Source organism: Sphingomonas sp. DC4900 (assembly GCF_049896485.1).
GTDB lineage: Bacteria > Pseudomonadota > Alphaproteobacteria > Sphingomonadales > Sphingomonadaceae > Sphingomonas > Sphingomonas aquatilis.
In genome coordinates this window covers 37923-63855 of record NZ_JAFCUK010000009.1, presented here as the reverse complement: position 1 = coordinate 63855, position 25933 = coordinate 37923, and the positions used below count along the sequence as shown (strand labels likewise).

At 67.2% G+C, this 25933-nt stretch carries 22 protein-coding genes; 14 read left to right on the top strand and 8 right to left on the bottom strand.

What is annotated here, in order from left to right:
• Positions 1-257 precede the first annotated feature (257 nt).
• The 5 genes from ACP690_RS11520 to ACP690_RS11500 are packed head-to-tail and all read left to right on the top strand — an operon-like array spanning position 258 to position 5704.
• Positions 258-1223: a cytochrome c oxidase subunit II gene (locus tag ACP690_RS11520; protein WP_426261205.1), complete on the top strand. Its 966-nt coding sequence runs from the start codon at positions 258-260 to the stop codon at positions 1221-1223.
• A complete protein-coding gene (ctaD, locus tag ACP690_RS11515; RefSeq protein WP_426261206.1) occupies positions 1220-3730 on the top strand; it encodes a cytochrome c oxidase subunit I in 2511 nt (836 codons plus the stop codon). Before ACP690_RS11520 ends, ctaD begins: the two co-directional genes overlap by 4 nt.
• The gene (locus ACP690_RS11510) at positions 3727-4104 is read left to right on the top strand and encodes a hypothetical protein (RefSeq protein WP_426261207.1); all 378 of its coding nucleotides are present in this window, start codon (positions 3727-3729) and stop codon (positions 4102-4104) included. Before ctaD ends, ACP690_RS11510 begins: the two co-directional genes overlap by 4 nt.
• A complete protein-coding gene (locus ACP690_RS11505; RefSeq protein WP_426261208.1) occupies positions 4101-4679 on the top strand; it encodes a cytochrome c oxidase assembly protein in 579 nt (192 codons plus the stop codon). The genes ACP690_RS11510 and ACP690_RS11505 overlap by 4 nt, the downstream gene beginning before the upstream one ends.
• Positions 4676-5704 carry a c-type cytochrome gene (locus ACP690_RS11500; RefSeq protein WP_426261209.1) on the top strand — a complete coding sequence of 343 codons (1029 nt, stop codon included), beginning with the start codon at positions 4676-4678 and terminating at the stop codon, positions 5702-5704. Before ACP690_RS11505 ends, ACP690_RS11500 begins: the two co-directional genes overlap by 4 nt.
• A 109-nt stretch (positions 5705-5813) precedes the next feature.
• On the opposite strand, the gene ACP690_RS11495 is transcribed toward ACP690_RS11500, so the two are convergent.
• Positions 5814-6707 (bottom strand): glutaminyl-peptide cyclotransferase, encoded by an 894-nt coding sequence (locus ACP690_RS11495; RefSeq protein ID WP_426261210.1) that lies wholly within the window; start codon positions 6705-6707, stop codon positions 5814-5816.
• Between the two features lie 570 nt (positions 6708-7277).
• Positions 7278-8099: a cold-shock protein gene (locus ACP690_RS11490; protein WP_024310419.1), complete on the bottom strand. Its 822-nt coding sequence runs from the start codon at positions 8097-8099 to the stop codon at positions 7278-7280.
• A 291-nt stretch (positions 8100-8390) separates the two neighbouring features.
• Between ACP690_RS11490 and ACP690_RS11485 the strand changes: the two genes are divergently transcribed.
• The 6 genes from ACP690_RS11485 to ACP690_RS11460 all read left to right on the top strand — a co-directional run bounded on the left by ACP690_RS11485 (position 8391) and on the right by ACP690_RS11460 (position 13455).
• Complete coding sequence (locus ACP690_RS11485; protein ID WP_043061250.1) at positions 8391-9011, top strand: ribonuclease D; 621 nt, start codon at positions 8391-8393, stop codon at positions 9009-9011.
• Positions 9004-9663, top strand: coding sequence for an LPS export ABC transporter periplasmic protein LptC (gene lptC / locus ACP690_RS11480; protein ID WP_426261211.1), 660 nt, complete (start codon positions 9004-9006; stop codon positions 9661-9663). The genes ACP690_RS11485 and lptC overlap by 8 nt, the downstream gene beginning before the upstream one ends.
• A 6-nt stretch (positions 9664-9669) precedes the next feature.
• A complete protein-coding gene (locus ACP690_RS11475; protein ID WP_017977296.1) occupies positions 9670-10206 on the top strand; it encodes an LptA/OstA family protein in 537 nt (178 codons plus the stop codon).
• 289 nt (positions 10207-10495) lie between these two features.
• Positions 10496-11272, top strand: a complete 777-nt coding sequence (lptB, locus tag ACP690_RS11470; RefSeq protein ID WP_043061280.1) for an LPS export ABC transporter ATP-binding protein — start codon at positions 10496-10498, stop codon at positions 11270-11272.
• A 165-nt stretch (positions 11273-11437) separates the two neighbouring features.
• A complete protein-coding gene (rpoN, locus tag ACP690_RS11465; protein ID WP_426261212.1) occupies positions 11438-12916 on the top strand; it encodes an RNA polymerase factor sigma-54 in 1479 nt (492 codons plus the stop codon).
• Positions 12917-13158: 242 nt separating this feature from the next.
• Complete coding sequence (locus ACP690_RS11460; protein WP_426256482.1) at positions 13159-13455, top strand: GIY-YIG nuclease family protein; 297 nt, start codon at positions 13159-13161, stop codon at positions 13453-13455.
• Positions 13456-13632: 177 nt separating this feature from the next.
• On the opposite strand, the gene ACP690_RS11455 is transcribed toward ACP690_RS11460, so the two are convergent.
• A complete protein-coding gene (locus tag ACP690_RS11455) occupies positions 13633-14580 on the bottom strand; it encodes a bifunctional helix-turn-helix transcriptional regulator/GNAT family N-acetyltransferase (RefSeq protein ID WP_426256481.1) in 948 nt (315 codons plus the stop codon).
• Positions 14581-14640: 60 nt separating this feature from the next.
• Complete coding sequence (locus tag ACP690_RS11450; protein ID WP_426261213.1) at positions 14641-15639, bottom strand: ligase-associated DNA damage response exonuclease; 999 nt, start codon at positions 15637-15639, stop codon at positions 14641-14643.
• 192 nt (positions 15640-15831) lie between these two features.
• Between ACP690_RS11450 and ACP690_RS11445 the strand changes: the two genes are divergently transcribed.
• Together ACP690_RS11445 and ACP690_RS11440 are read left to right on the top strand one after the other, a co-directional pair.
• On the top strand, positions 15832-18240 hold the full coding sequence (locus tag ACP690_RS11445) for a ligase-associated DNA damage response DEXH box helicase (protein WP_426261214.1): 2409 nt from the start codon (positions 15832-15834) through the stop codon (positions 18238-18240).
• Positions 18241-18851: 611 nt separating this feature from the next.
• A complete protein-coding gene (locus ACP690_RS11440; RefSeq protein ID WP_426261215.1) occupies positions 18852-20378 on the top strand; it encodes a peptide chain release factor 3 in 1527 nt (508 codons plus the stop codon).
• A gap of 321 nt (positions 20379-20699) precedes the next feature.
• Here the strand turns inward: ACP690_RS11440 and ACP690_RS11435 are convergent, their stop codons facing one another.
• Positions 20700-21959 carry a spinster family MFS transporter gene (locus ACP690_RS11435; RefSeq protein WP_426261216.1) on the bottom strand — a complete coding sequence of 420 codons (1260 nt, stop codon included), beginning with the start codon at positions 21957-21959 and terminating at the stop codon, positions 20700-20702.
• Between the two features lie 156 nt (positions 21960-22115).
• Positions 22116-24488 (bottom strand): TonB-dependent receptor, encoded by a 2373-nt coding sequence (locus ACP690_RS11430; RefSeq protein ID WP_426261217.1) that lies wholly within the window; start codon positions 24486-24488, stop codon positions 22116-22118.
• Positions 24489-24604: 116 nt separating this feature from the next.
• On the opposite strand from ACP690_RS11430, the gene ACP690_RS11425 reads away from it, so the two are divergent.
• Complete coding sequence (locus ACP690_RS11425; RefSeq protein ID WP_294216562.1) at positions 24605-25261, top strand: TetR/AcrR family transcriptional regulator; 657 nt, start codon at positions 24605-24607, stop codon at positions 25259-25261.
• On the opposite strand, the gene ACP690_RS11420 is transcribed toward ACP690_RS11425, so the two are convergent.
• Positions 25248-25616 carry a MerR family transcriptional regulator gene (locus ACP690_RS11420; protein WP_426261218.1) on the bottom strand — a complete coding sequence of 123 codons (369 nt, stop codon included), beginning with the start codon at positions 25614-25616 and terminating at the stop codon, positions 25248-25250. The two genes, ACP690_RS11425 and ACP690_RS11420, sit on opposite strands and share 14 nt — an antisense overlap.
• A 5-nt stretch (positions 25617-25621) precedes the next feature.
• Entirely contained in the window at positions 25622-25921 is a 300-nt protein-coding gene (locus tag ACP690_RS11415; RefSeq protein WP_331360932.1) for an integration host factor subunit alpha, read from the bottom strand.
• Positions 25922-25933: the final 12 nt, after the last annotated feature.

Sequence of the window (25933 nt, the reverse complement as noted above, 5' to 3'; positions counted from 1 at the left end):
GGTCAAGCCGTTGCGTCTCGGCTCCGACGACGTCGTCCGCCGATTCAGCCCGCCCGATATGTGGAACCTCGCCACCCCCACACCGTCATTCCCGCGCAGGCGGGAATCCAGAACCTCTGACGGTGCGGCTCTATCGAAGACCTGCGCGTCTGGATTCCCGCCTCCGCGGGAATGACGAAGAAGAGGCCCCCACCCCCAGCAATCTTTCCTTACACGATTGAACTCGAACCGTTTCGGCCCCGAAGCGTTCGGCATCGATGCGGGGGATCAGGGGCTTCATCATTACCGGCGGCTGCATCCTGCTGACAGGCTGCAACACGCATCAGTCGACGCTCGCGCCGTTCGGCGCCGACGCCGCCGACATCCGCCACCTGTTCCTGCTGATGCTCGCCGGCGCGGTCGTGATCGCCGGCGCGCTCGCACTGCTGATGCGCCATGCGGTGCGCGCGCCCGAAGGCGAGCTGGGCCTGCGCGGCGGCATGCGCCTCGTCCTGTGGCTCGGCGGCATCATCCCCACAATTCTGCTGCTCGGCCTGCTCGTCTACTCGCTCCCCTTCATGCGCCCCCGCCCCATCGCGCCCGCCGATCTGCACGTCGCGGTCGATGGCGAGCAATTCTGGTGGCGCGTCACCTATCGTCCCGCAGACAGCCCCCCGATCGAGGCCGCCGACGAAATCCGCATTCCCGTCGGCCGTACCGTCGCCTTCCGCCTGACCGCGGCCGATGTCGTCCACAGCTTCTGGATTCCCGGCCTCGCCGGCAAGATGGACATGATTCCCGGCCGCACCAACACATTGGTCGTGCGCGCCGACAAGGCCGGGCGTTACCGCGGCCAGTGCGCCGAATTCTGCGGCCTCAGCCACGCGCTGATGGCGCTGGACGTCATCGCGATGGAGCCCGCGGCATTCGACGCCTGGCTCGCCGACCAACGCCGCCCGGCCACGTCCCGGGGCGACGGCGCCCGCTTGTTCGCGCAGAACGGCTGCAACGCCTGCCACACCGTCCGCGGCGCCGGTCCGGCGGGCCGCATCGGCCCCGACCTCACCCATTTCGGCAGCCGCCCGACGCTCGCCGCCGGCATCCTGCCGATGACGACCGCCAACGTCGCCGCCTTCATCCGCCATCCGGAAAAGACCAAGCCCGGCGTCCGCATGCCGGCCTTCCCGCAACTCACCCCAGCCGAGGCCACCACCATCGCCCGCTATCTCGAGGGCCTGAAATGAGCCTCCACGCGCAAGACGACCCGCAGCTCCGCGCCGCCCAGGAAGAGCGCCTGCGCGCGGTGTGGAAGGCGCCCACCGGCTGGTTCTTCCGCTGGACCGACGTCAACAACAACCGCATCGGCGTGTGGTACACGCTGACCGCCTTCGGCTTCATGCTGTTCGCCGGTGTGCTCGCGCTCATCATGCGCACGCAGCTGGCGGTGCCCGACAACGATCTCGTCAGCGCGAACACCTTCAACCAGCTGTTCACGCTGCACGGCTCGATGATGATGTTCCTCTTCGCCGTCCCAATGTTCGAGGCGGTGTCGATCATCCTGCTGCCCCAGCTGCTGGGCGCGCGCGACCTGCCGTTCCCGCGCCTGTCGGCGTTCGGATACTGGAGCTTCCTGCTCGGCGGCGTGTTCGTCGGTGGGTCGATCTTCTTCAATGCCGCACCCGATGGCGGCTGGTTCATGTACCCGCCGCTGACGACGCGCACCGACCTCAGCGGCCTCGGCGCCGACATCTGGATGCTCGGCCTCAGCTTTATCGAAGTCTCGTCGGTCGCCGCCGCGGTCGAGCTGATCGTCGGCGTATTGAAGTGCCGCCCGCCCGGCATGCGCCTCAACCTGATGCCGCTCTACGCCTGGTACATCCTGGTCGTCGCGGTGATGATCCTGTTCGCCTTCCCGCCGCTGATCGCAGGCGACCTGTTGTTCGAAATGGAGCGACTGCTCGGCTGGCCGTTCTTCGATGCGGCCAAGGGCGGCGACCCCTTGCTCTGGCAGCACCTGTTCTGGATCTTCGGCCACCCCGAAGTCTATATCGTCTTCCTGCCCAGCATCGCCCTGTTCGCGATGCTGATCCCCACCTTCGCGCAGCGGCATCTGCTCGGCTATCCGTGGATCGTGCTGGCGGCGGTGGGCACCGCCTTCCTGTCGTTCGGCCTGTGGGTCCACCACATGTTCGCGACCGGCCTGCCCAAGATCAGCCTCGCCTTCTTTTCCGCCGCGTCCGAAGCCGTCGCGATCCCCACCGGCGTCCAGATCTTCGCGTTCATCGCGACCTTGTGGGCGGGCAAGGTGAAATGGTCGACGCCTTTGCTCTACGCGAGCGGCAGCCTCGCGATCTTCGTCATCGGCGGGCTGACCGGCGTGATGGTCGCGATCGCACCGTTCGACTGGCAGGCGCACGACACCTATTTCGTCGTCGCGCACCTCCATTACGTGCTGATCGGCGGGACGTTGCTGCCGTTGTTCGGGGGCCTCTATTATTACTGGCCGCTCATCACCGGCAAAAAGCTCAGCGACCGCCTCGGCCGCATCGCCTTCTGGATCATGTTCGTCGGCGTGAACCTCACCTTCTTCCCGATGCACCTCTCGGGCCTGGAAGGCATGCCGCGCCGCGTCTTCACCTACCCCGCCGACCTCAATATCGGCTGGCTCAACCTCGCCTCGACGGCCGGCTCGTACCTGTTCGCAACCGGCGTCCTGGTACTCGTGCTCGACCTCGCGCTGTCGCCTACGCGGCGTAAAGCACCCCGCAACCCGTGGAACGCCGGCACGCTCGAATGGCTGGCGCACCCGGACGACGAGGATTGGGGCATCCGCTCGGTCCCGCTGATCGAAAGCCGCTACCCGATCTGGGACCAGAAGAACTTCGTGCAGAAGGTCGACGAAGGCCGCTTCTTCCTGCCCGATGCCGAGGAGGGCCGGCGCGAGACGATCATCACCTCCGTCCTCGATGCCAAGCCCGTCTCGGTCATCCGCCTCGGCACGCCCAGCGTAAAGCCGATGATCACCGCCGTCGCGCTGGGCGCGGTGTTCATCCTGACCACCTACCACCTCTACCTGGCGGCAGCGGCCAGCGGCGTCGTCACGCTCGCTTGCGTGCTCTGGTGGCTGTGGGACACCGCCGAAATCCCCGAAAAGCCTGCAAAGCCGATCGGCCACGGCATGACGATGCCGCTCTACATTTCCGGCCCCGCGGCGCCCGGCTGGTGGGCGATGTTCATCACGATGATGGCCGACGCCACCGCCTTTTCGGGCCTCGTCTTCGGCTATTATTTCTACTGGACGATTCACCCCGATTTCGGCGCGGGTTTCGCCGGGCCGGGCGCCAGTGGGCCGCTGTTGGCGCTGGGCCTGAGCCTCGCCAGTTGGGCCGCCACCGTCGCCGCCCGTGAGCTCAACCACCGCAGCGCCGTGGCACTCGCCCGCGTGGCGCTCGTCGCGGGCGCGGCCGCCGCGCTCGCCAGCATCGTCGCGGCGCTGGGATCGCTCGACGGCCTCGACCCCAAGGCGAACGTCTATCCCGCGATCGTCTGGGTGTTGATCATCTGGACCGCCGTCCACGCCGGCGTCGGCATCGTCATGCAGCTCTACACGCTCGCGCGCAGCCTCGCGCGGAGGATGACCCCCACGCATGACGCCGACCTGCGCAACATCACCGTCTACCAGCATTTCTTCGCGCTCACCGCGCTCGTCACCTATCTGACGGTCGGCCTGTTCCCGGAGGCGGGGCTGTGAAGCGCCTCCTCACTCGCGCGCGCAGCTTGCGCGTCACGCTATGGACGCTGATCGTCCCCCCGACCACCTGGGCGGTGCATTTCCTCTTCTCCTACCTCTGGGCCGCCGTCTCCTGCGCAAAACTCGGGCAATGGGCGCGCTTCCCCACCGCCTTCGCCATCGGCACGATCGCGGCGCTCATGGTCATCGTCGCGTCGGGTCTGATCGCCTGGCAGCAATCGCGCACGCCCGGCGATCCGCCGCCGCACAACGAAGGCACCGACATCGATCGCCTGCGCTTCCTCGCATACGCGACGATGCTGCTCGCAGGCCTGAGCTTCGTCGCGGTGATCTTCACCGCCGCCCCCGTCATCGTGCTGAGCGATTGCCGATGAGCCGCGCGCCCCTGCTCGCCGGCCTTGCCCTCGTGCCGGTCGGCTGGGCGCTCAGCCCGTTCGGCATGACCGGCCATATGGCCGCGCACATGATCGCCGTCGCCATCGCCGCGCCGCTGATCGCGCTAGGAGTACAGGGCAGCCGCTACGACCCCGCAACGCTGGTCCCCCGCCTCGCCACCCCACTCGCCGCCGCACTCGTCGAGGCGGTGGTGGTATGGGGCTGGCACGTCCCCGCGCTGCGCCGCCTCGTCGCGCACGCGCCGCTGTGGCTTGGAATCGAACAGGCGATGTTCCTTGCCGCCGGGCTGCTGCTCTGGTCCGCCGTGCTCGCCCCCCGCCACCGCGCCGCGGGCGTCGCCGCGTTGCTCGTCACCTCGATGCACATGACGTTGCTCGGCGCGCTGATCGGCCTCGCGCCCCGACCGCTCTACACGCATCACGGAGCGGACGCGCTCGCCGACCAGCAACTCGCCGGCGTCGTCATGCTGCTCGTCGGTGGCATCGCCTATCTCGTTGGCGGGCTGGCGATGCTCGGCCGCCTGCTCCAGCCGCGCGAGGGAGCGCCCGCATGACGATCCGCATCACCTGGTTGCGCTCCATCCTCGCCGCGATCCTGCTCGGCGCTGCCGGCATGCTGTTCGCCTGGTCGGGCATCATGAACCTCGCCGCCTCGTCGGGCCATTGGAAGATCACCGACTGGTTCCTGCACTGGGCGATGCGCAGTTCGGTGCGCACGCATGCCGCCTTCACCGCGCCCGACGATCCCGCCGACGCGCGCAGCCTCGTCAGCGCCGCGGGCCATTTCGCCAATTCCTGCGCGGTCTGCCACGGCGCCCCCGGCGTGAAGCCCTCGCCCGTCATGCAGGCCGCCACCCCGCCCGCGCCGGACCTCGCGATCAACGCGAAGGAATGGACCGACAAACAGCTGTTCTGGATCCTCCAGCACGGCGTCAAATACACCGGCATGCCCGCCTGGGCGGTGCAGGACCGCCCCGACGAAGTGCGCCGCATGGTCGCCTTCGTCCGCCGCCTGCCCGGCATGACGCCCGCACACTATCAGGCGCTGGTCGCCGCCGCGGACCCCGCCGCGCCGCTCTCGCAATGCGCCGGCTGCCATGGCAGCGACGGACGCGGTCGCAATGCGCCCGACATGCCGATCCTCGGCGGCCAGTCGCAGGCGGCGCTGCTCGCCGCGCTGCAAGGCTATGCCAACGGCACCCGCTCCAGCGCGGTGATGCAGCAGGTCGCGATGCGCATGACGCCCGAACAGATGCGCTCCGCCGCCCGCGCCTATGCCGCCATGCCCGGCCTAGGCGCCGCGCGCGCGCCCACCAATAATGCCGCTGCGGCGCGCATCGTCGAACAGGGCCTGCCCGCGAAGCAACTGCCCGCCTGCGCCAGCTGCCACGCTCCCGGCAAACCCTATCCCGTCCTCGCCGGCCAGCGTGCGAGCTACATCGCGCAGCGCGTGCGCCACTGGCGCGGCGACGACACCGTGGTCGACGCGCGCAAGAGCCACGCGACCATGCCCGTCATCGCCCGCCGCATCCCCGAAGACATGATCGACCCGCTCGCCCGTTATCTGGCGGGCCGGTAACCAGCACCCCCTCGTCACCCCGGACTTGATCCGGGGTCCCGCTTTCCACCGCCGCAGAAGAAGAAGCGGGATCCCGGCTCACGGCCGGGATGACGGATAGAAAAGGCCTCTACCGCGCCCGGCCGACCTCGTCGCCCAGCTTGATCTCGAACAGCGTCGGCCAATATTTCCCCGTCACGAACAAGCGGTCGTGCGCCGCATCGTACGCGATGCCGTTCGCCACCGCGTCGGGATCGGGATTGTTGATCTCTGCGATCAGCGGCCTGAGGTCGATCAGCGCCTCCACCTTGCCGCTCGCCGGATCGATCCGCGCGATGAACCCGCTCATCCACACATTGGCCAGGATCTTGCCGCCAACATATTCCAGCTCGTTCAGATTCTTCAGCGGCCGCCCGTTGAGCGTCACCGCGATCCGCCCGCGCTCGGCGAAGCGCACCGGGTCCATCCGCCGCAGCACCGGCGTGCCGTCGGACAGCAGGATCGACGTTGCGTCGCTGGTCATGCCCCAGCCCTCGCCCGTGTAGCGGAACGGCTTGCCCGTCTGCGTCAGCGGCGGCAGCGCCCAGCGGAATCCGATCCCCGTCTTCCACGTCACGCTGGCCAGGTTCTTCTGCCAGCAGGCGATTCCTTCACCGAACAGGTCGGGCGACAGCCGTGCGCGCGCCACCACCTTGCCATCGTCGAGCGTCACCCGTCGGATATCCGACGCGCCTTCCTTACCCGTGCTTTCGTACAGCGCGCCGCCGCAGAACAGCAGCCCCTCGGTAAATGCCCCCGAATCATGCGGGAAGCGCGCCACCACATCAGCGGCATAGACCGGCACGCCCGATTCGGCGTCGGCCGCGGGAACAGCCTGAGCGGCAGGCGGTGCAGCAGGCGTACGCGGCGCGTTGGTGCGAGTGGCCTGCGGAGCCGTCGCTGACTGACGCGACACGGCCGCCCCCGCCGCGCCCAGAACCGCCACCGCCGCGGCGATCGCCGCCAGAGAAGATCGTGCCATCATCGGCACATGCCGTCGCACGCCCGCCCGAAAAACGCAAAAAGCAGGCGGTGCTCGCCGCTACGCTCCGGCGAAGACCGCGCTGCCTACCGCATGCAGGCCGTCGGTCATGAAACACGAGGCGCAGGCAAAGGCCTTGCTCTGCCCGTGGCGACCCTTCCGATGTGATGAACCCGGCTCGATCGACAGTGCCAACAGACCGGCAGTCCTCCCCCGCCAGGGCGCATCGGGATGAACGGCCCCCGGCCGTTCAAGATCATGCCGGGGGCATGATCGACCCGAGGCGCTGGCACCGCCGAAGGCGGTGACGGAGGGGGAGGACAGGAGCGTTTTGGATAGCAGAGCGCTACCCCACTCCCCCTCCGTCATGCCTGCGGCATGCGAACGTCCTCGCGAGGGGGGAGGACCAAGCCAACGGGCCGAATGCAATCAGCCGTGGGCCCTGGCCGGGACGGCAGTCGCGCCGAACACCAGATCGGCCTCCACATTGCCCACGCTCCGCCCCCGAAACGCAAAAAGCCCGGCACCTGCGGATCGCAGGGCCGGGCCTTTCACATTAGCGAATCGGGACGATTACGAAGCCGGCGACAAGTTCACCGCGGCATATTTGCCACGACGGTCGACCTCGAGTTCGAACTGCAGCTTGTCGCCTTCGTTCAGCGTGCCCATGCCGGCGCGCTCGACGGCCGAGATGTGGACGAACGCGTCGGGCTGGCCATCGTCGCGCTGAATGAAGCCGAAGCCCTTCATCGCGTTGAAGAACTTGACCGTGCCGGTCGCCTTCTCACCGGTCAGCTGGCGCTGCGGGCCACCGGCGCCGCCAGCGCGCGGACCACGATCGCCGAAGCCGCCTTCACGCGGCTCGCGGGGGGCGCGCTCGGTCACCGCCATCGGCTCGCCGTCGATCTTCAGCTCGGTCGCCGAGATGCGACCACCGCGGTCGACCAGCGTGAAGCCGAGCGGCTGGCCTTCGGCAAGCGCGCTGAGGCCCGCCTGCTCGACCGCCGAGATGTGGACGAACACGTCTTCGCCGCCGTCATCACGGACGACGAAGCCGAAGCCCTTCTGCGCGTTGAAGAACTTGACCACGCCGGTGCCTTCGCCGACGACCTGCGGGGGCATGCCGCGGCCACCGCCGCTGAAGCCGCCACCACCGCCGCCGCCACGGAAACCACCGCCGCCGCCGCCGAAGCCGCCACGGTCGCCGCCGCCGAAGCCGCCGCCACCGAAGCCACCACCGCCGAAGCCGCCACGATCACCGCCGCCAAAGCCGCCGCCACCGAAGCCGCCGCCGCCGTAGCTGCTGCCGCCACCGAAATCGTCGCCGCCGAAACCGTCGCGCTTGTCGCGACCACGTCCGCCACGATTGCCGCGGCCACCTTTGTCGTAACTCATAACCCTATTCGTCTTCCCGGTTCGCCCGCATCCAATCCGTCGAAGAACCCGTGCGCCGGACGACGAACGCGAGCCTCCGGGCGCCAAACCTATTGCGCCTTGGGACCTGCCATAGCGCACATTACAAGTCCCCGCGAACAAATTCGTCGTATCTTGGGGGCAAGTCGTGCCGATACTTGCCCATTGTGGCCGCCACAGCACGTTTATCGCTGTGGTGCGCGCGTATCGCGATGTTTCGGTGACACAATGTTAATCGTTGAGCCGCGCCGCGGAGCCGCGTAGGGCTGCGGCATGACCGTTCACTTCCACGAGGAAGACCTCCCCGCCGACGTCTTCGCTCCCGGCGCATCGATCGCCGTCGACACCGAAACCATGGGCCTCATCACGCCCCGCGATCGCCTGTGCGTCGTGCAGCTGTCCGATGGTGGCCCCGACGAACATCTGGTGCGCTTCGGCCCCGACAGCGACTATGCCGCACCGAACCTGAAGGCGGTGCTCGCCGATCCGGCACGCCTCAAGCTCTATCACTTCGGCCGGTTCGACATCGCCGCGGTCCAGCATTATCTCGGCGTGGTCGCAGCGCCCGCGTACGACACCAAGATCGCCTCGCGCCTGATCCGCACCTACACCGATCGCCATGGCCTGAAGGAACTGGTCCGCGAACTGCTGGGGCAGGAACTCAGCAAGCAGCAGCAGTCGTCCGACTGGGGATCGCCCGAGCTCAGCGACGCGCAAAAGGATTATGCGGCCAGCGACGTCCGCTTCCTTCACCGCCTGAAGACCGAGCTGGACCGCCGCCTGATCCGCGAAGGCCGCATGGAGCTGGCGCAGCAGTGTTTCGACTTCCTGCCGACTCGCGCCGCGCTCGATCTTGCCGGCTGGCCCGAAATCGACATCTTTGCGCATGCCTGAGTCGATGGCGGCCAACGGCGAAGGCTTCGCGCGCGTGCGGACGGCACGCCAGCGCTGGGCCGCGCCCGGCAGCCGCCACGACCGGCTGATCACCCTGCTCAACAGCGGGCTGCCGATCGCGATCGGCGTGCTCGCCGCCTTCCTCGTCATGGCGCCGCTGACCGCCAGCAACGAAGTCTCCTTCGTGCTCGACAAGAACAAGGTCGAGGTCGCCAAGGAACGCATGAAGCTGCAGGCCGCGACCTATCGCGGGCAAGACGACAAGGGGCAGGCGTTCACGCTCAACGCCGGCTCGGCGGTGCAGCAGAGCAGCAGCGTCCCGATCGTCGAGATCAACCGCATGGCCGCCGATCTGCAACTGCAGGACGGCCCGGCAACGCTGCGCGCCGATCAGGGGCGCTACGACCTCAAGACCGAACAGATGAAGGTCGACGGGCCGATCGCGGTGCGCGGGCCCAACAACTATCGCCTCGATACCAGCGACGCGACTATCGATCTGAAATCCAAGACGATGCAGAGCGACGGCAAGGTCACCGGCACCGTCACGCAAGGGAATTTCAGCGCCGATCGCCTGAACGCGAACCTCGACGATCGCACCGTGCGGCTCACCGGCAATGCCCGCTTGCGGATCGTGCCGGGAAGGACGAAATAGCCGCCCATGCGCGCGCTCCCTTTCCTCATCCCTGCCGTCCTCGCTGTGGCCGCCCCTCTGGCCGCGCAGACCGCGCACAATTCGAATGCGCCGATCGATTTCGGCGCGGACACGATCGAATTGCAGGACAAGGCGAATCGCGCGGTCCTGTCGGGCAACGTCAATGTCCGCCAGGCGGAAATGACGCTCACCGCGGCGCGCATGACGGTGTTCTATACGGGCCAGGTGATCGGCGGAAACCCGCAGGTCTCGCGCCTCGACGCGAGCGGCGGCGTCACGGTCAAGCGCCCGGACCAGACCGCCAAGGCGCAATATGCCATCTACGATCTCAACCGCCGCGTCATCACGATGCTCGGCGCGGTCACGCTGACGCAGGGCGGCAATACCGTCAACGGCGGCCGCCTGACGATCAACCTCGACACCGGCCGCGCCGTGATCGACGGCTCCTCGGTCCGCGGATCCGCCGGCGCCCCCGGCGCGACGACTAGCGCCGCCCCCAACGGCCGCGTGACGGGCACCTTCTCGGTCCCGAAGCGCAACTGACCCCCCAAAAGTCCTCCCCCGCCAGGGGGAGGTGGCGCCGCCGAAGGCGGTGACGGAGGGGGAGGTCAACGGCGAACGTCGCGTATGTGGCAACGCCCCCTCCACCACTCGGCTCGCGCCGAGCGGTCCCCCTCCCCCGCTACGCGAGGGAGGACTTGGCACCGACCCGCCCCCACCCATCGCAAGGGGGCTTCCCTCCGCGCGCTCCCCGCGCCATGACGTGCCCCGCATGCACGAAGCTTGCCAACGCGCAACGCTCTACTAACCCTTTGATGCGAGGCATCAGCCGATGGACGCCGTGACCGACCTTCAGACCGCCGAAGCGATCCACGAAGCGCCCGCCAACCGCGGCCTGCAGGCGATCTCGATCGCCAAATCCTACGACAAGCGCGTCGTCCTCACCGACGTTTCCGTCTCGGTCGACCGCGGCGAGGTGGTCGGCCTGCTCGGCCCCAATGGCGCGGGCAAGACGACCTGCTTCTATTCGGTGATGGGGCTGGTGAAGCCCGATTCGGGCCGCATCATGCTCGACGGCGAGGATATCACCCGCCTGCCGATGTACCGCCGCGCGATCCTGGGCCTGGGCTATCTGCCACAGGAAACCAGCATCTTCCGCGGCCTGTCGATCGAAAAGAACATCGGCGCGGTCCTCGAACTCTCCGAACCCGACAAGTCCAAGCGCCCCGCCAAGCTCGACAAACTGCTCGACGAATTCGGCCTCACCCGCCTGCGCACCAGTCCCGCCATGGCGCTGTCGGGTGGCGAGCGCCGCCGCGCCGAAATCGCCCGCGCACTTGCCGCCGATCCGTCGATCATGCTGCTCGACGAACCCTTCGCCGGCATCGACCCCATTTCGATCGCCGACATCCGCGATCTGGTGAAGGACCTGAAGCGCCGCGACATCGGCGTGCTCATCACCGACCACAATGTCCGCGAAACGCTCGACATCGTCGACCGCGCCTACATCATCTACGACGGCCGCGTGCTGTTCGCCGGCAGCCCGGAAGAACTGGTCGCCGACGCCAACGTCCGCCGCCTGTACCTCGGCGAGGGCTTCTCGCTGTAGGGTTATGGTAGCGGAGCTCGCCCTCTTCCCCTCTCCCTCTGGGAGAGGGGCAAGCCGCGCAGCGGCGCGGGGTGAGGGTGAGTGCGAAACGCTTGCGCCTCTTTCTACCCTCACCCTTCCGCCGCTTTCAGCGGCTCCCTCCCTCTCCCAAAGGGAGAGGGAGCTGTGAGCCTCGCCCCGCGCCTCGACATCCGCCAGTCGCAATCGCTGGTGATGACGCCGCAGCTGCAGCAGGCGATCAAGCTGCTCGCGCTGTCCAACCTCGAAATCGAAGGCTTCATCGCCGAAGAGATCGAGAAGAACCCGCTGCTCGAAGCCGCGCAGACCGAAGAGATCGTCCGCCCCGAACGCATCGAGCGGGACGAACCGGCCGGTGCCGACGACCTCGTCACCGGTGCCGCCAAGGCCGATCCGCTCGACGTCGATTACGCCACCGAAAGCCACCAGCAGGACAGCGTCGCCGACGGCGGCGGCGGCTTCGACGGGGCATTGAGCCTCAACGGCGGATCGGGTGGCGGCGGCATCGGTGGCGAAGACGGCATCGATTTCGATTCGTTTGCGGAAGGCGACAAGAGCCTCGCCGACCATCTGCTCGCTCAGGCCGGTGCGGTCATCGACGGACCCGACTGGTTCATCGCCCAGCATCTGATCGACCAGATCGACGAGGCGGGCTACCTTACCGTCCCCCTGCTCGACATCGCCAATCGCCTCGGCACCGCGCTCGCCCGCGTCGAACGCGTCCTCGCGCAGATCCAGACGCTCGATCCCACCGGCGTCGGCGCGCGCGACCTCGCCGAATGCATCGCGCTCCAGGCGAAGGAGGCGGACCGCTATGATCCCTGCATGGCGCGGTTGATCGACAATCTCGATCTGCTCGCGCGCGGCGAGCTCACCCGCCTCAAGCGCATGTGCGGCGTCGACGACGAGGACATGGCGGACATGATCCGCGAGCTGCGCAGCTACGATCCCAAGCCCGGCTGCCGCTACGGCGGCGAACCCGCGCCCGCCGTCACCCCCGACCTGTTCGTGATGAAGACCAAGGCGGGCTGGGGCATCGAACTCAACGCCGCGACGCTGCCGCGCGTCCTCGTCAACCGCCGCTATTATCACGAACTCAGCCACGGCCCGCAGGACAAGACGTCCAAGGCCTGGCTGTCGGACGCGCTCGCCTCCGCCAACTGGCTCATCAAGGCGCTGGACCAGCGCCAGCGCACGATCATCAAGGTCGCGACCGAGATCGTGAAGCAACAGGAGGCGTTCTTCCTGCAAGGCGTCGCGCACCTCAAACCGATGACGCTCGCCAAGGTCGCCGAGGCGATCGAGATGCACGAATCGACCGTCAGCCGCGTGACGAGCAACAAATACTTAAGCTGCGCGCGCGGCGTCTTCGAACTCAAATACTTCTTCACCAGCGCGATCCAGGCCGCCGACGGCGGTGACGCGGTGTCGGCCGAAGCGGTGAAGAGCGCAATCCGCGCACTCATCGCCGGCGAGGGCGCCAAGATCCTGTCCGACGACACACTGGTCGAGCTGCTCCAGGCCAAAGGCTTCGACATCGCCCGCCGCACCGTCGCCAAATACCGCGAAGCGATGGGCATCGGCAGCTCGGTACAACGCCGCCGCGCGCGGGCGTTGGGGGGTTAACCCCACCTAGCCTTCCTCGACTGCGGAAGAAGCGGGACCCCGGCTCAAGGCCGGGGTGACGTTTGGGGGGAGAAGCCGGGGACAAATCGCGAGCGAGCCTCCCAGCCGGCAAACCAACTAAGCCCCCCTTCGTCACCCCGGGCTCGACCCGGGGTCCCGCTTCTTCCCTTCTTCAGTCGAACACACGCCCCATAAAACCATCCGATCTTGACTCATCACTGGCCCGTTCGCACCATCCCCGCATGGCACACGACCGCGGCGGCTGGGTCTACATCATGAGCGACCGCTACCGCGGCACGATGTACGTCGGCGTCACCGCGCATCTCGCCGCCCGCATCCACCAGCATCGCACCGGCGACGGATCGGACTTCTGCCGCCGCTACGGATTGCACCGCCTCGTCTGGGCCGAACGCAGCGACGCGATCGCCGACTGCATCGCCCACGAAAAGCGCCTCAAACGCTGGCACCGCGACTGGAAGATCGCCCTGATCGAACGGGGCAACCCCAACTGGCGCGACCTCTCCGACCAGTTCGCCTGATCCACCCGCCCCCGTCACGCAACCGGCGCCACCCCTCTTCCGTCACCCCGGCCGTGAGCCGGGGTCCCGCTTCTTACGTCGTCGCCAAGAGAGAAGCGGGATGCCGGATCAAGTCCGGCATGACGGGGTAGGCAATTGCGCCGCCGGCAGGCCCTCTTCCGGTCTGGATCGACGGCCCTATTCCGGGAACCGATACCGCATCGCCACATCGCAGCGGGCATAGCGGCCACCATAATCGCGCATGATTTCGGCATCATGCACGAAGCCGACCTTCTCATACAAATGTATCGCCGGCGCACAGCGCGCGTTGGTCAGCAGGTACAGCGTTTCCGCGCCCAACTCGGCCCCACGCGCGATCATCGCGCGTAACAGGAACTCGCCCGCCTTGCGTCCGCGCGCTTCAGGCAGGACGCCCATCTTGGTCAATTCGAAGCGGCGCTCCCCGGTCTTCTGCAACGCACACGCCCCCACGACACCCAGCCCCTCCGCGGCGACGAAGCGGATATCGCCACCTGGCGCGATGATGCGCGCCCGCGGCTGTTCCAGCACCTCGCGATCGGTCGGTTCGAGCGTGAACATCGTCTCGATCCACTGTGCGTTGATGTCGTGGAACGCCGGGGCGAGGTCGTCGGAAAACGGCAGCACCGTCAGCATCGGCGCGCGTCGGTCGAGCGATGCGTCATCGAGTCCCCGCTCCAGCCTCGCCAGCAGGGCGAGCAACGGCCGTGCGCCATCGCCGCACACCTCCGCCACCGCTGCCTCGACGCGCGGCCAGACGGTCGCCGCCGACTGCGCCAGCACGGCCTGTGCCTGCTCGGTGAGCGCGACCGTCTTGTGGCGTTGATCGCGATGGACCTTCGTCGTTGCGACTAAACCCAGCTCAGCAAGTCGCGCGACGCTGCGGGTCACCGCCGGCTGGCTGAGGCCCAGCGACTGGGCCATCGCACCGATGGTCATCGGCCCTTCGCGGTCCAGCGTCGCGAGCAGCGGATAATGGCTGGGCTGGAGCGGCAACCCGGCTTGTTCGATCACGCGGGCGACGTCCGCCTGCATCCGTTCGCCCAATCGCCGCATGCGGCTGCCTAGGAACAGCAGCCCGCGTTCGCTGATGACGTCACCAGACATTCTCCGCCTCCCCAATCTATATGCACAGTTATATTACCATGCATGTAGATCGCAAGTGGATCAATCGTCCTCGTCCTCGAACCCGACCAGCGCCAGCGCACGCGCCTTCATCTGGCGTTGCTCGCACCAATGGACCAGCGCCTCCTCGCGGCCATGCGTCACCCACACTTCGCGCGGCGCGATCTCGGTCAGCGTCTCCGTCAGTTCGTCCCAATCGGCATGGTCGGACAGGATCAGCGGCAGCTCGACGTTCTTCTGCCGCGCGCGCTGGCGCACCCGCATCCAGCCACTCGCCATCGCGGTGATCGGATCGGGCAGCCGCCGCGACCATCGGTCGTTCAGCGCACCCGGCGGGCACATCACCACATGCCCCGCCATGTCCGCCTTCTTCGCATCGGCGACCGGCAACAGCTCGCCCAATCGCACGCCATGTTCGGCATACAGGTCGCACAAGCGCTGCAACGCGCCATGGATGTAGATCGGCGCTTCGTGCCCGCGCTCGCGCAGCTCGGCGATCACCCGCTGCGCCTTGCCCAGCGCATAGGCCCCCACCAGCACGCAGCGATCGGGATTGGCGTGCAGGCGGTCGATCAGCTTGTCGATCTCGTCGCCGGTATCGGGATGGCGGAACACCGGCAGCGCGAACGTCGCCTCGGTCACGAACACATCGCACTGCACCGGCTCGAACGCCGCACACGTGGGATCGGGTCGGCGCTTATAGTCACCCGACACGACCACCCGTTCGCCGCGATAATCGAGCACGATCTGCGCCGACCCCAGCACATGGCCCGCGGGGACATAGCCGACCTCGACCTCCCCCAAGCAAATACTCTCGCCATAGGCGACGGGATGGCCCGCCTGCGGCCCGTAGCGCGCGTCCATGATCGCCAGCGTCTCCGGCGTCGCCCACACCGCCTGATGCCCGCCGCGCGCGTGATCGGCATGGCCATGCGTCACAAGCGCCTTGGCCACGGGCTCCGACGGATCGATCCACGCATCGGCGGGCTTCACGTAGATCCCGTGCGGGTGCGGTTCCAGCCAGTCGCCCAATCGTGCCATCCCGCTACTACGCGCCAGATGGCTCGCGGTGTCCCGTCCAACCCCTCTTCGTCACCCCGGACTCGTTCCGGGGTCCACTCCGCGGCGAGGGGGATGGTTCGAGCCTCTTGCCCCCCGGCGGCCCAGTGGCCCCCGGAACCAGTCCGGGGTGACGAAAGGATGGAAGCGGCCCGACGCCACCCTACATACACCATGATGGACCTCCCCCAGCCGCTGACCGACTGGTTCGCCTCCCGCGGCTGGCACCCCCGCCGCCACCAGCTCGACATGCTGCGCGAGGCCCGCGCCGGCCGCCACGCCTTGCTCGTCGCCACCACCGGCGCGGGCAAGACGCTCGCCGGCTTCCTCCCCACGCTCGCCGAGCTGATCGAGCAGCCGACGGAAGGCCTCCACACCCTCTACGTCTCGCCGCTGAAAGCGCTCGCCGTCGACATCCAGCGCAACCTCGTCACCCCGCTGGACGAGATGGGCGTCGACATCCGCGTCGAAACCCGCACCGGCGACACCCCCAGCGACCGCAAGGCACGCCAGCGGGTGAAGCCGCCGCAGATCCTGCTCACCACGCCCGAATCGCTGTCGCTGCTGCTCAGCTATCCCGACAGCGTCACGATGTTCGCCGGCCTGAAGACGATCGTCGTCGACGAAGTCCACGCCTTCGCGACGGGCAAGCGCGGCGACCTGCTCTCGCTCTGCATGGCGCGCCTGCAAAGGATCAGCCCTGCCTTACGCCGCGTCGCCCTCTCCGCCACGATCGCCGACCCCGACGGCTATCGCGCCTGGCTCGCCCCCGACGGCGACATCGGTGAGGTCGCGCTGATCCAGGGTGAAGCCGGCGCCGATCCCGACATCACCATCCTGCTCCCCGAAGACCGCGTGCCCTGGTCCGGCCATTCGGGCCGCTATGCCGCGCAACAGGTGATGGCGGAGATCGAGGCGCACGACACCTCGATCATCTTCTGCAACACCCGCAGCCTCGCCGAACTGATCTTCCAGGATCTGTGGAAGGTGAACACCGACAGCCTGCCGATCGGCGTCCACCACGGCAGCCTCGCGCTCGAAGCGCGCCGCAAGGTCGAAGGCGCGATGGCGTCGGGCCGCCTGCGCGCATTGGTCGCCACCGCCAGCCTCGACCTCGGCGTCGACTGGGGCAATGTCGATTGCGTCATCCAGATGGGCGCGCCCAAGGGATCATCGCGCCTGCTCCAGCGCCTCGGCCGCTCCAACCACCGCCTCGACGAAGCCTCGCAAGGCATCCTCGTCCCCGGCAACCGCTTCGAATATCTGGAAGCCCGCGCCGCGCTCGACGCGGTGGAGGCGGGCGAACTCGACCCCGACATCTTCCGCCCCGGCGCGCTCGACGTCCTCGCTCAGCATGTCATGGCGCTCGCCTGCGCCGCGCCGTTCGATCAGGCCGCGCTGCTCGACGAAATCCGCTCCGCTTTGCCCTATTCGGCGCTCGACGACGAAACGTTCGACCGCGTGCTCCACTTCATCAGCGACGGCGGCTACAGCCTGAAGGCGTACGATCGCTTCAAGCGCCTGACGCAGGACCCCGACGGCCTGTGGCGCGTCAGCCACCCCAGGTTCGTGACGCAGCACCGCCTCAACGCCGGCATCATCGTCGAGGCGACGATGCTCAACGTCCGCTTCAAGAACGGCCGCCACCTCGGCAAGGTCGAGGAAGGCTTCGCCGCGCAGCTCAGCCCCGGCGACACCTTCTTCTTCGCCGGCCTGTCCTGCGAAGTGCAGAGCATCGACACCGAAGATCTCATCGTCCGCGCGTCGTCCAAACCCGCGCGCATCCCGACCTACGGCGGCAGCCGCATGCCGCTGTCGACCAACCTCGCCACTCGCGTCCGCCACTTCCTCGCCGAACCGGAGCAATGGCATCGCTTCCCGCCCGACGTGCGCGACTGGCTGGAATTCCAGGCGAAACGCTCCGCCCTCCCCCGTCCCGGCCAGCTGCTCGTCGAAACCTTCCCGCGCGAAGGCCGGCATTACATGGTCGCCTACAGCTTCGAAGGGTGGAACGCGCACCAGTCGCTCGGCATGCTCGTCACCCGCCGCATGGAGGCGGAGGGGCTCAAACCCTTAGGCTTCGTCGCCAACGACTATGCGCTCGCCTGCTACGGTCTGGAAAAGATCACCGACCCCGCCGCGCTGTTCAGCCCCGACATCCTCGAACACGAATTCGTCGACTGGGTGCAGCAGAGCCACCTGCTCAAACGCGCCTTCCGCGAGGTCGCGGTCATCGGCGGCCTCGTCGAACGCCAGCACCCCGGCAAGCGCAAGACCGGTCGCCAGGTGACCTTCTCGACGGACCTCATCTATGACGTGCTGCGCAAATACGAACCCACGCACCTGCTGCTGCAAGCCGCCTGGGACGACGCCCGCGCCCGCATGACCGACGTCGGCCGCCTGGCCCATCTGCTCGACCGCGCCGCCGACACGATGCTCCACGTCGACCTCGACCGCATCACCCCGCTCGCCGTCCCCGTCCTCACCCTGATCGGCCGCGAAAAGGTCTCGACCGGCTCCGCCGACGACGCGCTGCTGATCGAGGCGGAAGCCCTGGCGGCAGAAGCGATGCGGATCGATTGAGGGGGCTGGCTGTTGCGAAATTTCTCTAATGCCCGCTTCCGCTACTTATCAGGCTGTACCCGCCGGCCACACCGTACCGTCACATTCAACGCGTGTCTGTGGGAGCTTATAGATTAGAAGGCTCGACCATATTCCCAAAAGTGCGAAGGCTAAAACAATTGCGGAAAGGCGTGGTTTATTCAACCTCGTAAATGCGGAGACTGCCAATAAGAGCCAATACAGCCCGATCAAAATTGCAGCATAATCAACGGCGCCCCACTTGAAACACGCCGGGTCTGGGATCACGAAAACCAATACGATCCAAAAAGCTGCGCTAAGTCCGCATATCGCCAGCGCAACCCAGCTACATATTTGAATGAGCCGCATGATCCATGTCATCATCAGCGGTATATCAGGCTGCCATAAACCTGAGGTTACGAACGTCCCCTTTCCCACCCCCCTCTGTCCTACACGCCACAAATCTGGCAAAGGGCCCGCATGACCCATGCCCGCCGCACCCCGCCCCTCACCCGGCGGGCCCGTCGCGGAGGGCGTTTTCGACACTTACGTACCGTCCACTTCGTCCACTTCCGCGGTGCCGAATCGGCCCGCGCAGCCGCCCGAGACTGCCTGTGACCTCCCCCCGCCGCACCTTCGCGATCATCTCCCACCCCGACGCGGGCAAGACGACGCTTACCGAAAAACTGCTCTATTTCGGCGGCGCGATCCATCTCGCCGGCGAAGTGAAGGCGCGCGGGCAAAACCGCCGCGCGCGATCGGACTGGATGAAGATCGAGCAGCAGCGCGGCATCTCCGTCACCTCGTCGGTGATGACCTTCGAACGCGACGGCATAACCTTCAACCTGCTCGACACGCCGGGCCACGAAGACTTCAGCGAAGACACCTATCGCACGCTGACCGCGGTCGATTCCGCCGTCATGGTCATCGACGCCGCCAAGGGGATCGAGCCGCAGACGCGCAAATTGTTCGAGGTCTGCCGCCTGCGCTCGGTGCCGATCATCACCTTCGTCAACAAGGTCGATCGCGAAGGCCGCCCCGTCTTCGAACTGCTCGACGAGATCGCCGACATGCTCGCGCTCGACGTCGCGCCGATGAGCTGGCCTGTCGGCATGGGCGGCGAGTTCGAGGGCGTGCTCGACCTCACCACCAACACGATCAGCCGCCCCGAAGGCGACAGCCGCGCCTTCCTCGGCAAGACCGAGGCCGACCCCACACTGTCCGACCGCTGGGCGGAAGAGATCGAACTCGCCCAGGCGGGCTACGCCGAATTCGACGGCGAGGCCTATCGCAACGGTGACCTGACACCGGTCTATTTCGGCTCCGCGCTCAAGGACTTCGGCGTCGCCGAACTGATCGGCGCGCTCGCCGAGCACGCCCCGCCGCCGCGCGCGCAGCCTGCCGAACCTGCGCCCGTCGCACCGGACAACGACGAAGTCACCGGCTTCGTCTTCAAGGTGCAGGCGAACATGGACCCCAACCACCGCGACCGCATCGCCTTCATGCGGCTGTGTTCGGGCACCTTCAAACGCGGCATGAAGCTGACCCCCACCGGCCACGGCAAGCCGATCGCGGTCCATTCGCCGATCCTGTTCTTCGCACAGAATCGCGAAGTCGCCGACGAGGCCTTCCCCGGCGACATCATCGGCATCCCCAACCACGGCACGCTGCGCGTGGGCGATACCTTGTCGGAGCGCGCCGACGTCCGCTTCACCGGCCTGCCCAATTTCGCGCCCGAAATCCTGCGTCGCGTCCAGCTCAAGGACCCCACCAAGACCAAGCAGCTGCGCAAGGCGCTCGACGACATGGCCGAAGAGGGCGTGACGCAGGTCTTCTACCCCGAAATCGGCAGCAACTGGATCATCGGCGTCGTCGGCCAGCTCCAGCTCGAAGTGCTGCTCAGCCGCCTGGAGGTGGAATATAAGGTCGCCGCGGGCCTCGAACCCGCCCCCTTCGAAACCGCGCGCTGGGTCTCCGCGCAGGACCCCGCCGACCTCAAGGCCTTCACCGACCTCAACCGCTCGGCGATGGCCAAGGACCGCGACGGCAACCCCGTCTTCCTCGCCAAAAGCGCCTGGGAAGTCGGCTACATCGCCGACCGCTATTCGAAGGTAAGATTCGCGGCAACGCGCGAACGCTAACCCTCTCTCCGTCATCCCGGCGAACGCCGGGATCCATGGAGGCGGAGCGGCAACGGCGGCGCACCAACGCCCATGGCGCGCTGTCCATGGATCCCGGCCTTCGCCGGGATGACGAAAGGGGTGTTGGACGCCGGCACGTCCAACATTCTCACATTACACGACAATCTGGCAGGGCCTGTCCTACAAGGCGCAACTGCGCCACACCCCACCCCTTCATTCCCGCGAAGGCGGGAATCCATAACCTCTGACGTCGCGGCTCCATCGCCGCCGTCAGCGCGTCTGGCTTCCCGCCTTCGCGGGAATGACGGACACGGCTCTTTCTCACCCCACCCAGTCGCGCCGCAGCGGCTTCACCGCGCACAGCATCAACCCCGCCGCGACGACGTAAAACCCCAGCGCATAGACCGTCGCATAGCGTAGCGCGTCCGCTCCGTACGCCGCGGTCATCGCGTCCGACACGCGCCCCATGATTGTCGACCCCAGCCCCAGCCCGATCAGATTGTTGATCAGCAGGAAGCTGGCCGAGGCGGTCGCGCGCATCGGCGGCGGCACCAGATGCTGGACCGCGGTCGTCACCGGCCCCAGCCACAGGATGTTGAGCCCATTGGGGATCAGGAACAGGAACCAGGACAGCGCCGGCGATCCGCTCATCAGCCCCGCGGCATAGAGCGGCACGGTGATCGCCCAAGCCACCGCGGGCAGCTTGGCATAGACCCCGCGATCGCGCCCGCCCATCCGATCGGCCAGCCACCCGCCCGCGAACACGCCGATCGTGCCGCCGATCAGCAGCAGCGACCCGATATATTGCGACGCGGTCAGCAAGCTGAACCCGAACGAGCGGATCAGGACGGATGGCACCCAGAAGGCGAGGCCATAGCCGCACAGCGAACTGAACGCCGCGGCAAAGCTCAGCAGCCAGAAACTCGGCTTGGCGGCCAGGATGCCGAACACCGTCCACACCGACGTGCGCTCGGTCGCCGCGGCGGGATCGAACGCCCCACGCGCCGGCTCGCGCACCACCAGCCGGAAAACCGGCGCAATGACGACGCCCGCCAGCCCGACGACGATGAACGCCCAGCGCCAATCGACGTGCGCCGCCAATATCCCGCCCAGCAGCGCCCCCGCGGCCAGCCCGATCGGGATGCCCAGCGAATAGATCGACAGCGCCCGCCCGCGCTGATGCGGCGGGAAGTAATCCGAAATCATCGCGTAGGACGGCGCAACGCCCCCCGCCTCCCCCACGCCGACGCCCAGGCGGAACGCAAAGAACTGCCAGAAACCGGTCGCGAACCCACACAGCGCGGTAAAACCGCTCCATACCGCCAGGCTGATCGTGATCACCCAGCTGCGGCTCGTCCGGTCGGCGACCAGCGCCAGCGGAATGGCGAGCGTCGAATAGAGCAGTGCGAACGCCGCCCCGCCCAGCAGCCCCAGCTGCGTGTCGGTCAGCTTCAGGTCCGCCTTGATCGGCGCCGCCAGGATGCCGAGGATCTGCCGGTCGAGGAAGTTGAACGTGTAGACGACCAGCAGCATCGCCAGCACGAGCGCACGGTAGCGGGGGGTGGGTGTCATGGCATGCATAGGTATTCCCGCGCGCTAGCCCCGCCCACCCGTCACCCCGGACACGTTCCGGGGTCCACTCTGCGGCGAGGGGGGAGGCCGGAGCCTCTTGCCGTCCCCATGCGGCCCGGTGGACCCCGGAACAAGTCCGGGGGTGACGGAGGGACATTGCGAACCTTAGAACTTCGCCCCGACGCTCACGAACACCTGCCGCGGATTGCCGTAGAAGGCCGTCGCAACGCCCTCCTTGCCCAGCGTCGGGAAGGGCTTGCCGGCCGCATCCGGGATCGGCGTCCCCGCAATGTCCGACCGGATATACTGATACCCGCTGGTCTTGTAGCGCACGTCGGTCAGGTTCTTGCCGTACACGCCGATCGTGTACCGCCGCCCCTCGCCGAACGCATAGGTCAGCCCCGCATCCAGCAACGTATAGCCCGGCTGGTCGAGGAACGGGCTCGCCGTCTCGAACTGGTGCGTCAGGCTGCGATACGACACGGTCGAATTGGCGGTGACGAGGCCATCGCCCAGCGGCACATTGCCGGTCAGCGTGCCGCTCGCCGTCCAGTCGGGCGTGTTCTGGAACACGCGGACATTGGCGACATCGACTCCGGTCGGGCCGATGAAGGTGCGGTAGCGGGCGTGGATATACCCCACCGCCCCGTTGAGCGCCACGGACGACCCGATCCCGGCGAAATCGCGCGCCAGCACCGCGGTGCTTTCCAGCTCGATGCCCTTGATCCGCGCCTTGGCGGCGTTGGTGGTGATGCCGCAGAAGCTCTGTACCCCGTTCTGCAGACAGCCGACGGAGCCGGGCACCTGCACATCGGTGTAATCGGCATAGAAACCCGCCAGCGCCCAGGTCAGCCGCCGGTCGAACGCCGCGCCTTTATACCCCGCCTCATAGCTGGTGACGGTCTCCGGGCGGAACAGCAGGTAATTGTAGATATCCTGGTACGTCCGCCCCGCCGCCGGATTGCTGATCGGCGCCGACGTGCCCGACCCGCGCGGATCGAAACCGCCGCCCTTGAAGCCTTCCGAATAGGAGGCATACAGCAGATGATCGGGCGCCGGCTTGAAGCTCAGCGACACGCGCGGCGTGAAGCGTTTGAAATTGGCGATGCCGCGAAAATTCGTCGCCGGAGCGCCGAATGGGGTTGGCGTGCCGCCGAACTCGCTGGTCAGGCCGATGTAATTTGCCTTGAAGACAAAGGCGTTGCGCTGGTCCCACGTGTAGCGGCCGCCGACCGACAGGCTGAACTGCGGCGTGAAATCATAGGTGAAGTCGCCATAGATCGACGACGTCTCGGTCCGCACGTCGCCCGCGGTATAGGCGTCGAACCCCGGCAGCGTCGTCGACAGCAGCACCCCGAACCCCGTCGCCGCTTTCGCACCGAGGTAGTAATAGCCGACCAGACCGTTGAGCTTTTCGGACGCATAGAGCAGCTGGAATTCCTGGCTGGTCTGCTCGTTGCGATAGACCGCCGGCACATCGACGTCGGTCGCGGGCAGCGAATCGAAGTCGATCGGCGTGAAGCTCGTGTCCTTGCGCCACGCGCTGATGCTGCGCAGCGTCAGGTGATCGGTCAGCTGCGCATTCGCGGTCATCGACAGGCCGCCCGCCCGAATGTCCTGCTTGGGGAAGTTCAGCCCGGCGCGCGTATCGAACACGTTGGCAAGCACCGGCGCACCCGACAGCAGGCCCGGGATCAGGCGGTGGCCATTGCGAGGATTGCTGAGGTCGTGGGTGTAGTCGCCGGTGATCCGCACGAACAGCCGCGTATCCGGGCTTTCGAACTCGATCGTACCGCGACCCGCCCAGATGTCCTTGTTGTAATTGTCGATATTCAGGTTGGTGTTGCGTCCGAAGCCACCCCGGCTCAGCCGCGCACCGGCCACGCCGACCTTGAACATGTCGCCGATCGGCGTCGAGAGCGCGACGATGCCATCCGCCTGATCGAACGACCCGTAATTCGCCTTCACGCGCAGCTCGGTCTCGTTCGGCAGCCGCTTGGTGACATATTTCACTGCGCCACCAATCGTGTTGCGGCCATAGAGCGTGCCCTGCGGCCCGCGCAGCACCTCGATCCGGTCGACGTCATATATGTCGAGCACCGCCGCCTGCGGCCGGTTGAGATAGACGTCGTCCAGATAGATGCCGATGCCCGCCTCGAACCCCGGCACCGGATCCTGCTGGCCGACACCGCGGATGAAGGCCGCGAGCGTCGAGTTGGAGCCACGGGCGGTCTTCAGCGTGGTGTTGGGGGTGACGTTCTGAATGTCGGTCAGGTCGACCGCACCGATCTTGTCGAGCTTGTCCGCGCTGAACGCGGTGACGGCGATCGGCACGCTTTGCAGCGTTTCGGACCGGCGGCGCGCGGTGACGACGATGTCCCCATTGTCCTGGGGAGGCGTCGCGCTGGTATCGGGCGCCGTTTCGGCGGCGGCGCTCTGCGGGGCGTCGGCCGGGGCCGTCTGCGCCATCGCAGGCGTCGCCAGCAGCGCCGCGGCACTCGCGCCGAGCTTGAGGATCGTGGATGCACGCCGGTTCATAGCTTTCCCCTCCTGATCGGCGTCAGCCCGGTAGACCCGGCTTGTACGCCCTCTTGCACCCGCTATACTGAAACCTGAACCGGGTTTCAACTTCGGTCTTTGGGGGAGGAACGATTATGACCGAAGCAGCGGCAGACGCAGCCGACAGTGCCGATTCACCCACCACCGCCAAGACACCGCGGACAGCGCGGGGACGACGGACGCTGCGCGCGCTGCTCGATGCGGCGGCGGTGGAGTTCGGCGAGCGCGGGTTTCACGATGCGTCGATCAGCGGCATCACGCGTCGCGCCGGCATCGCACTCGGCAGCTTTTACACCTATTTCGATTCGAAGGACGCGGTGTTCCGGGCGCTCGTCACCGACATGTCGGCGCAGGTCCGCGATCATGTCGCCCCAGCGGTGCGCGCGGCGCCGGATGGGCTGGCGGCGGAACGGGCGGGGCTTGCCGAATTCATCGGCTTCGTCCGCGACCACAAGGAAATCTATCGCATCATCGACGAGGCCGAATTCGTCGATTCGGACAGTTTCCGCGCCCACTACGCCTCTACGGCGGAACGAATCGAAGCGCGACTACGCGCCGCGGCGGCGCGGGGGGAGGTGCGGGGGGATGTGGATGATGTTCACGCCTGGGCGATCATGGGAATGAACGTATTTTTGGGCCTGCGGTACGGCGTGTGGAGCGAGGATCGCGACATTGCCGCGGTGGCCGACCAGGCCGCATCGCTGCTGCGCGATGGCCTGTTCCCCAAACGCCGAGCCATCACCGAGGCGTGAGCGATTCGTCCTGCCGTAACGCATCGGCGATGCGGTTGCGGATCGCGAGCAGCATGGCGGTCAGGTCCGCCTGTTCGTCGGCGGGCGCTGGCGGCGGCGCGCGATCCGTATCGGCGAGGAGTTGCTGGACGCCGCGAATCGTATAGCCCTGCCGGTTGAGCAGCGTATCGATGCGGCGGACCAGCGCGACGTCCTCTGGCCGGTAATAGCGCCGGTTGCCCGCGCGCGTGACGGGCCTGAGCTGGGGAAAGCGCGTTTCCCAATAGCGCAGGATATGGTGGGCGAGGCCGGTTTCCGCCGAAACCTCGCCGATCGTTCGAAACGCTCCGCGCGCCTTGTCGGTGCGGGAGACCATCCGGGTCAGCTGGCCGCGACGATGCGGTCGCGCATCATCTGGCTGGCGCGGAAGGTGAGGACCCGCCGCGGTGCAATCGGCACCTCTACCCCGGTCTTCGGATTGCGGCCGATCCGTTCGCCCTTGTCACGCAGCACGAAGGTGCCGAACCCCGAAATCTTGACGTTCTCGCCGCGCGACAGCGCCTCGCACATCTCGCCGAGAATCTGTTCCACCAAGCGCGCCGAGTCCGATCGCGCCAGTCCCACCTGGCGATGCAGGGCTTCGGCCAGATCCGCTCGCGTCAACGTGCCCACCGGTGTCATCAACACGTTTCC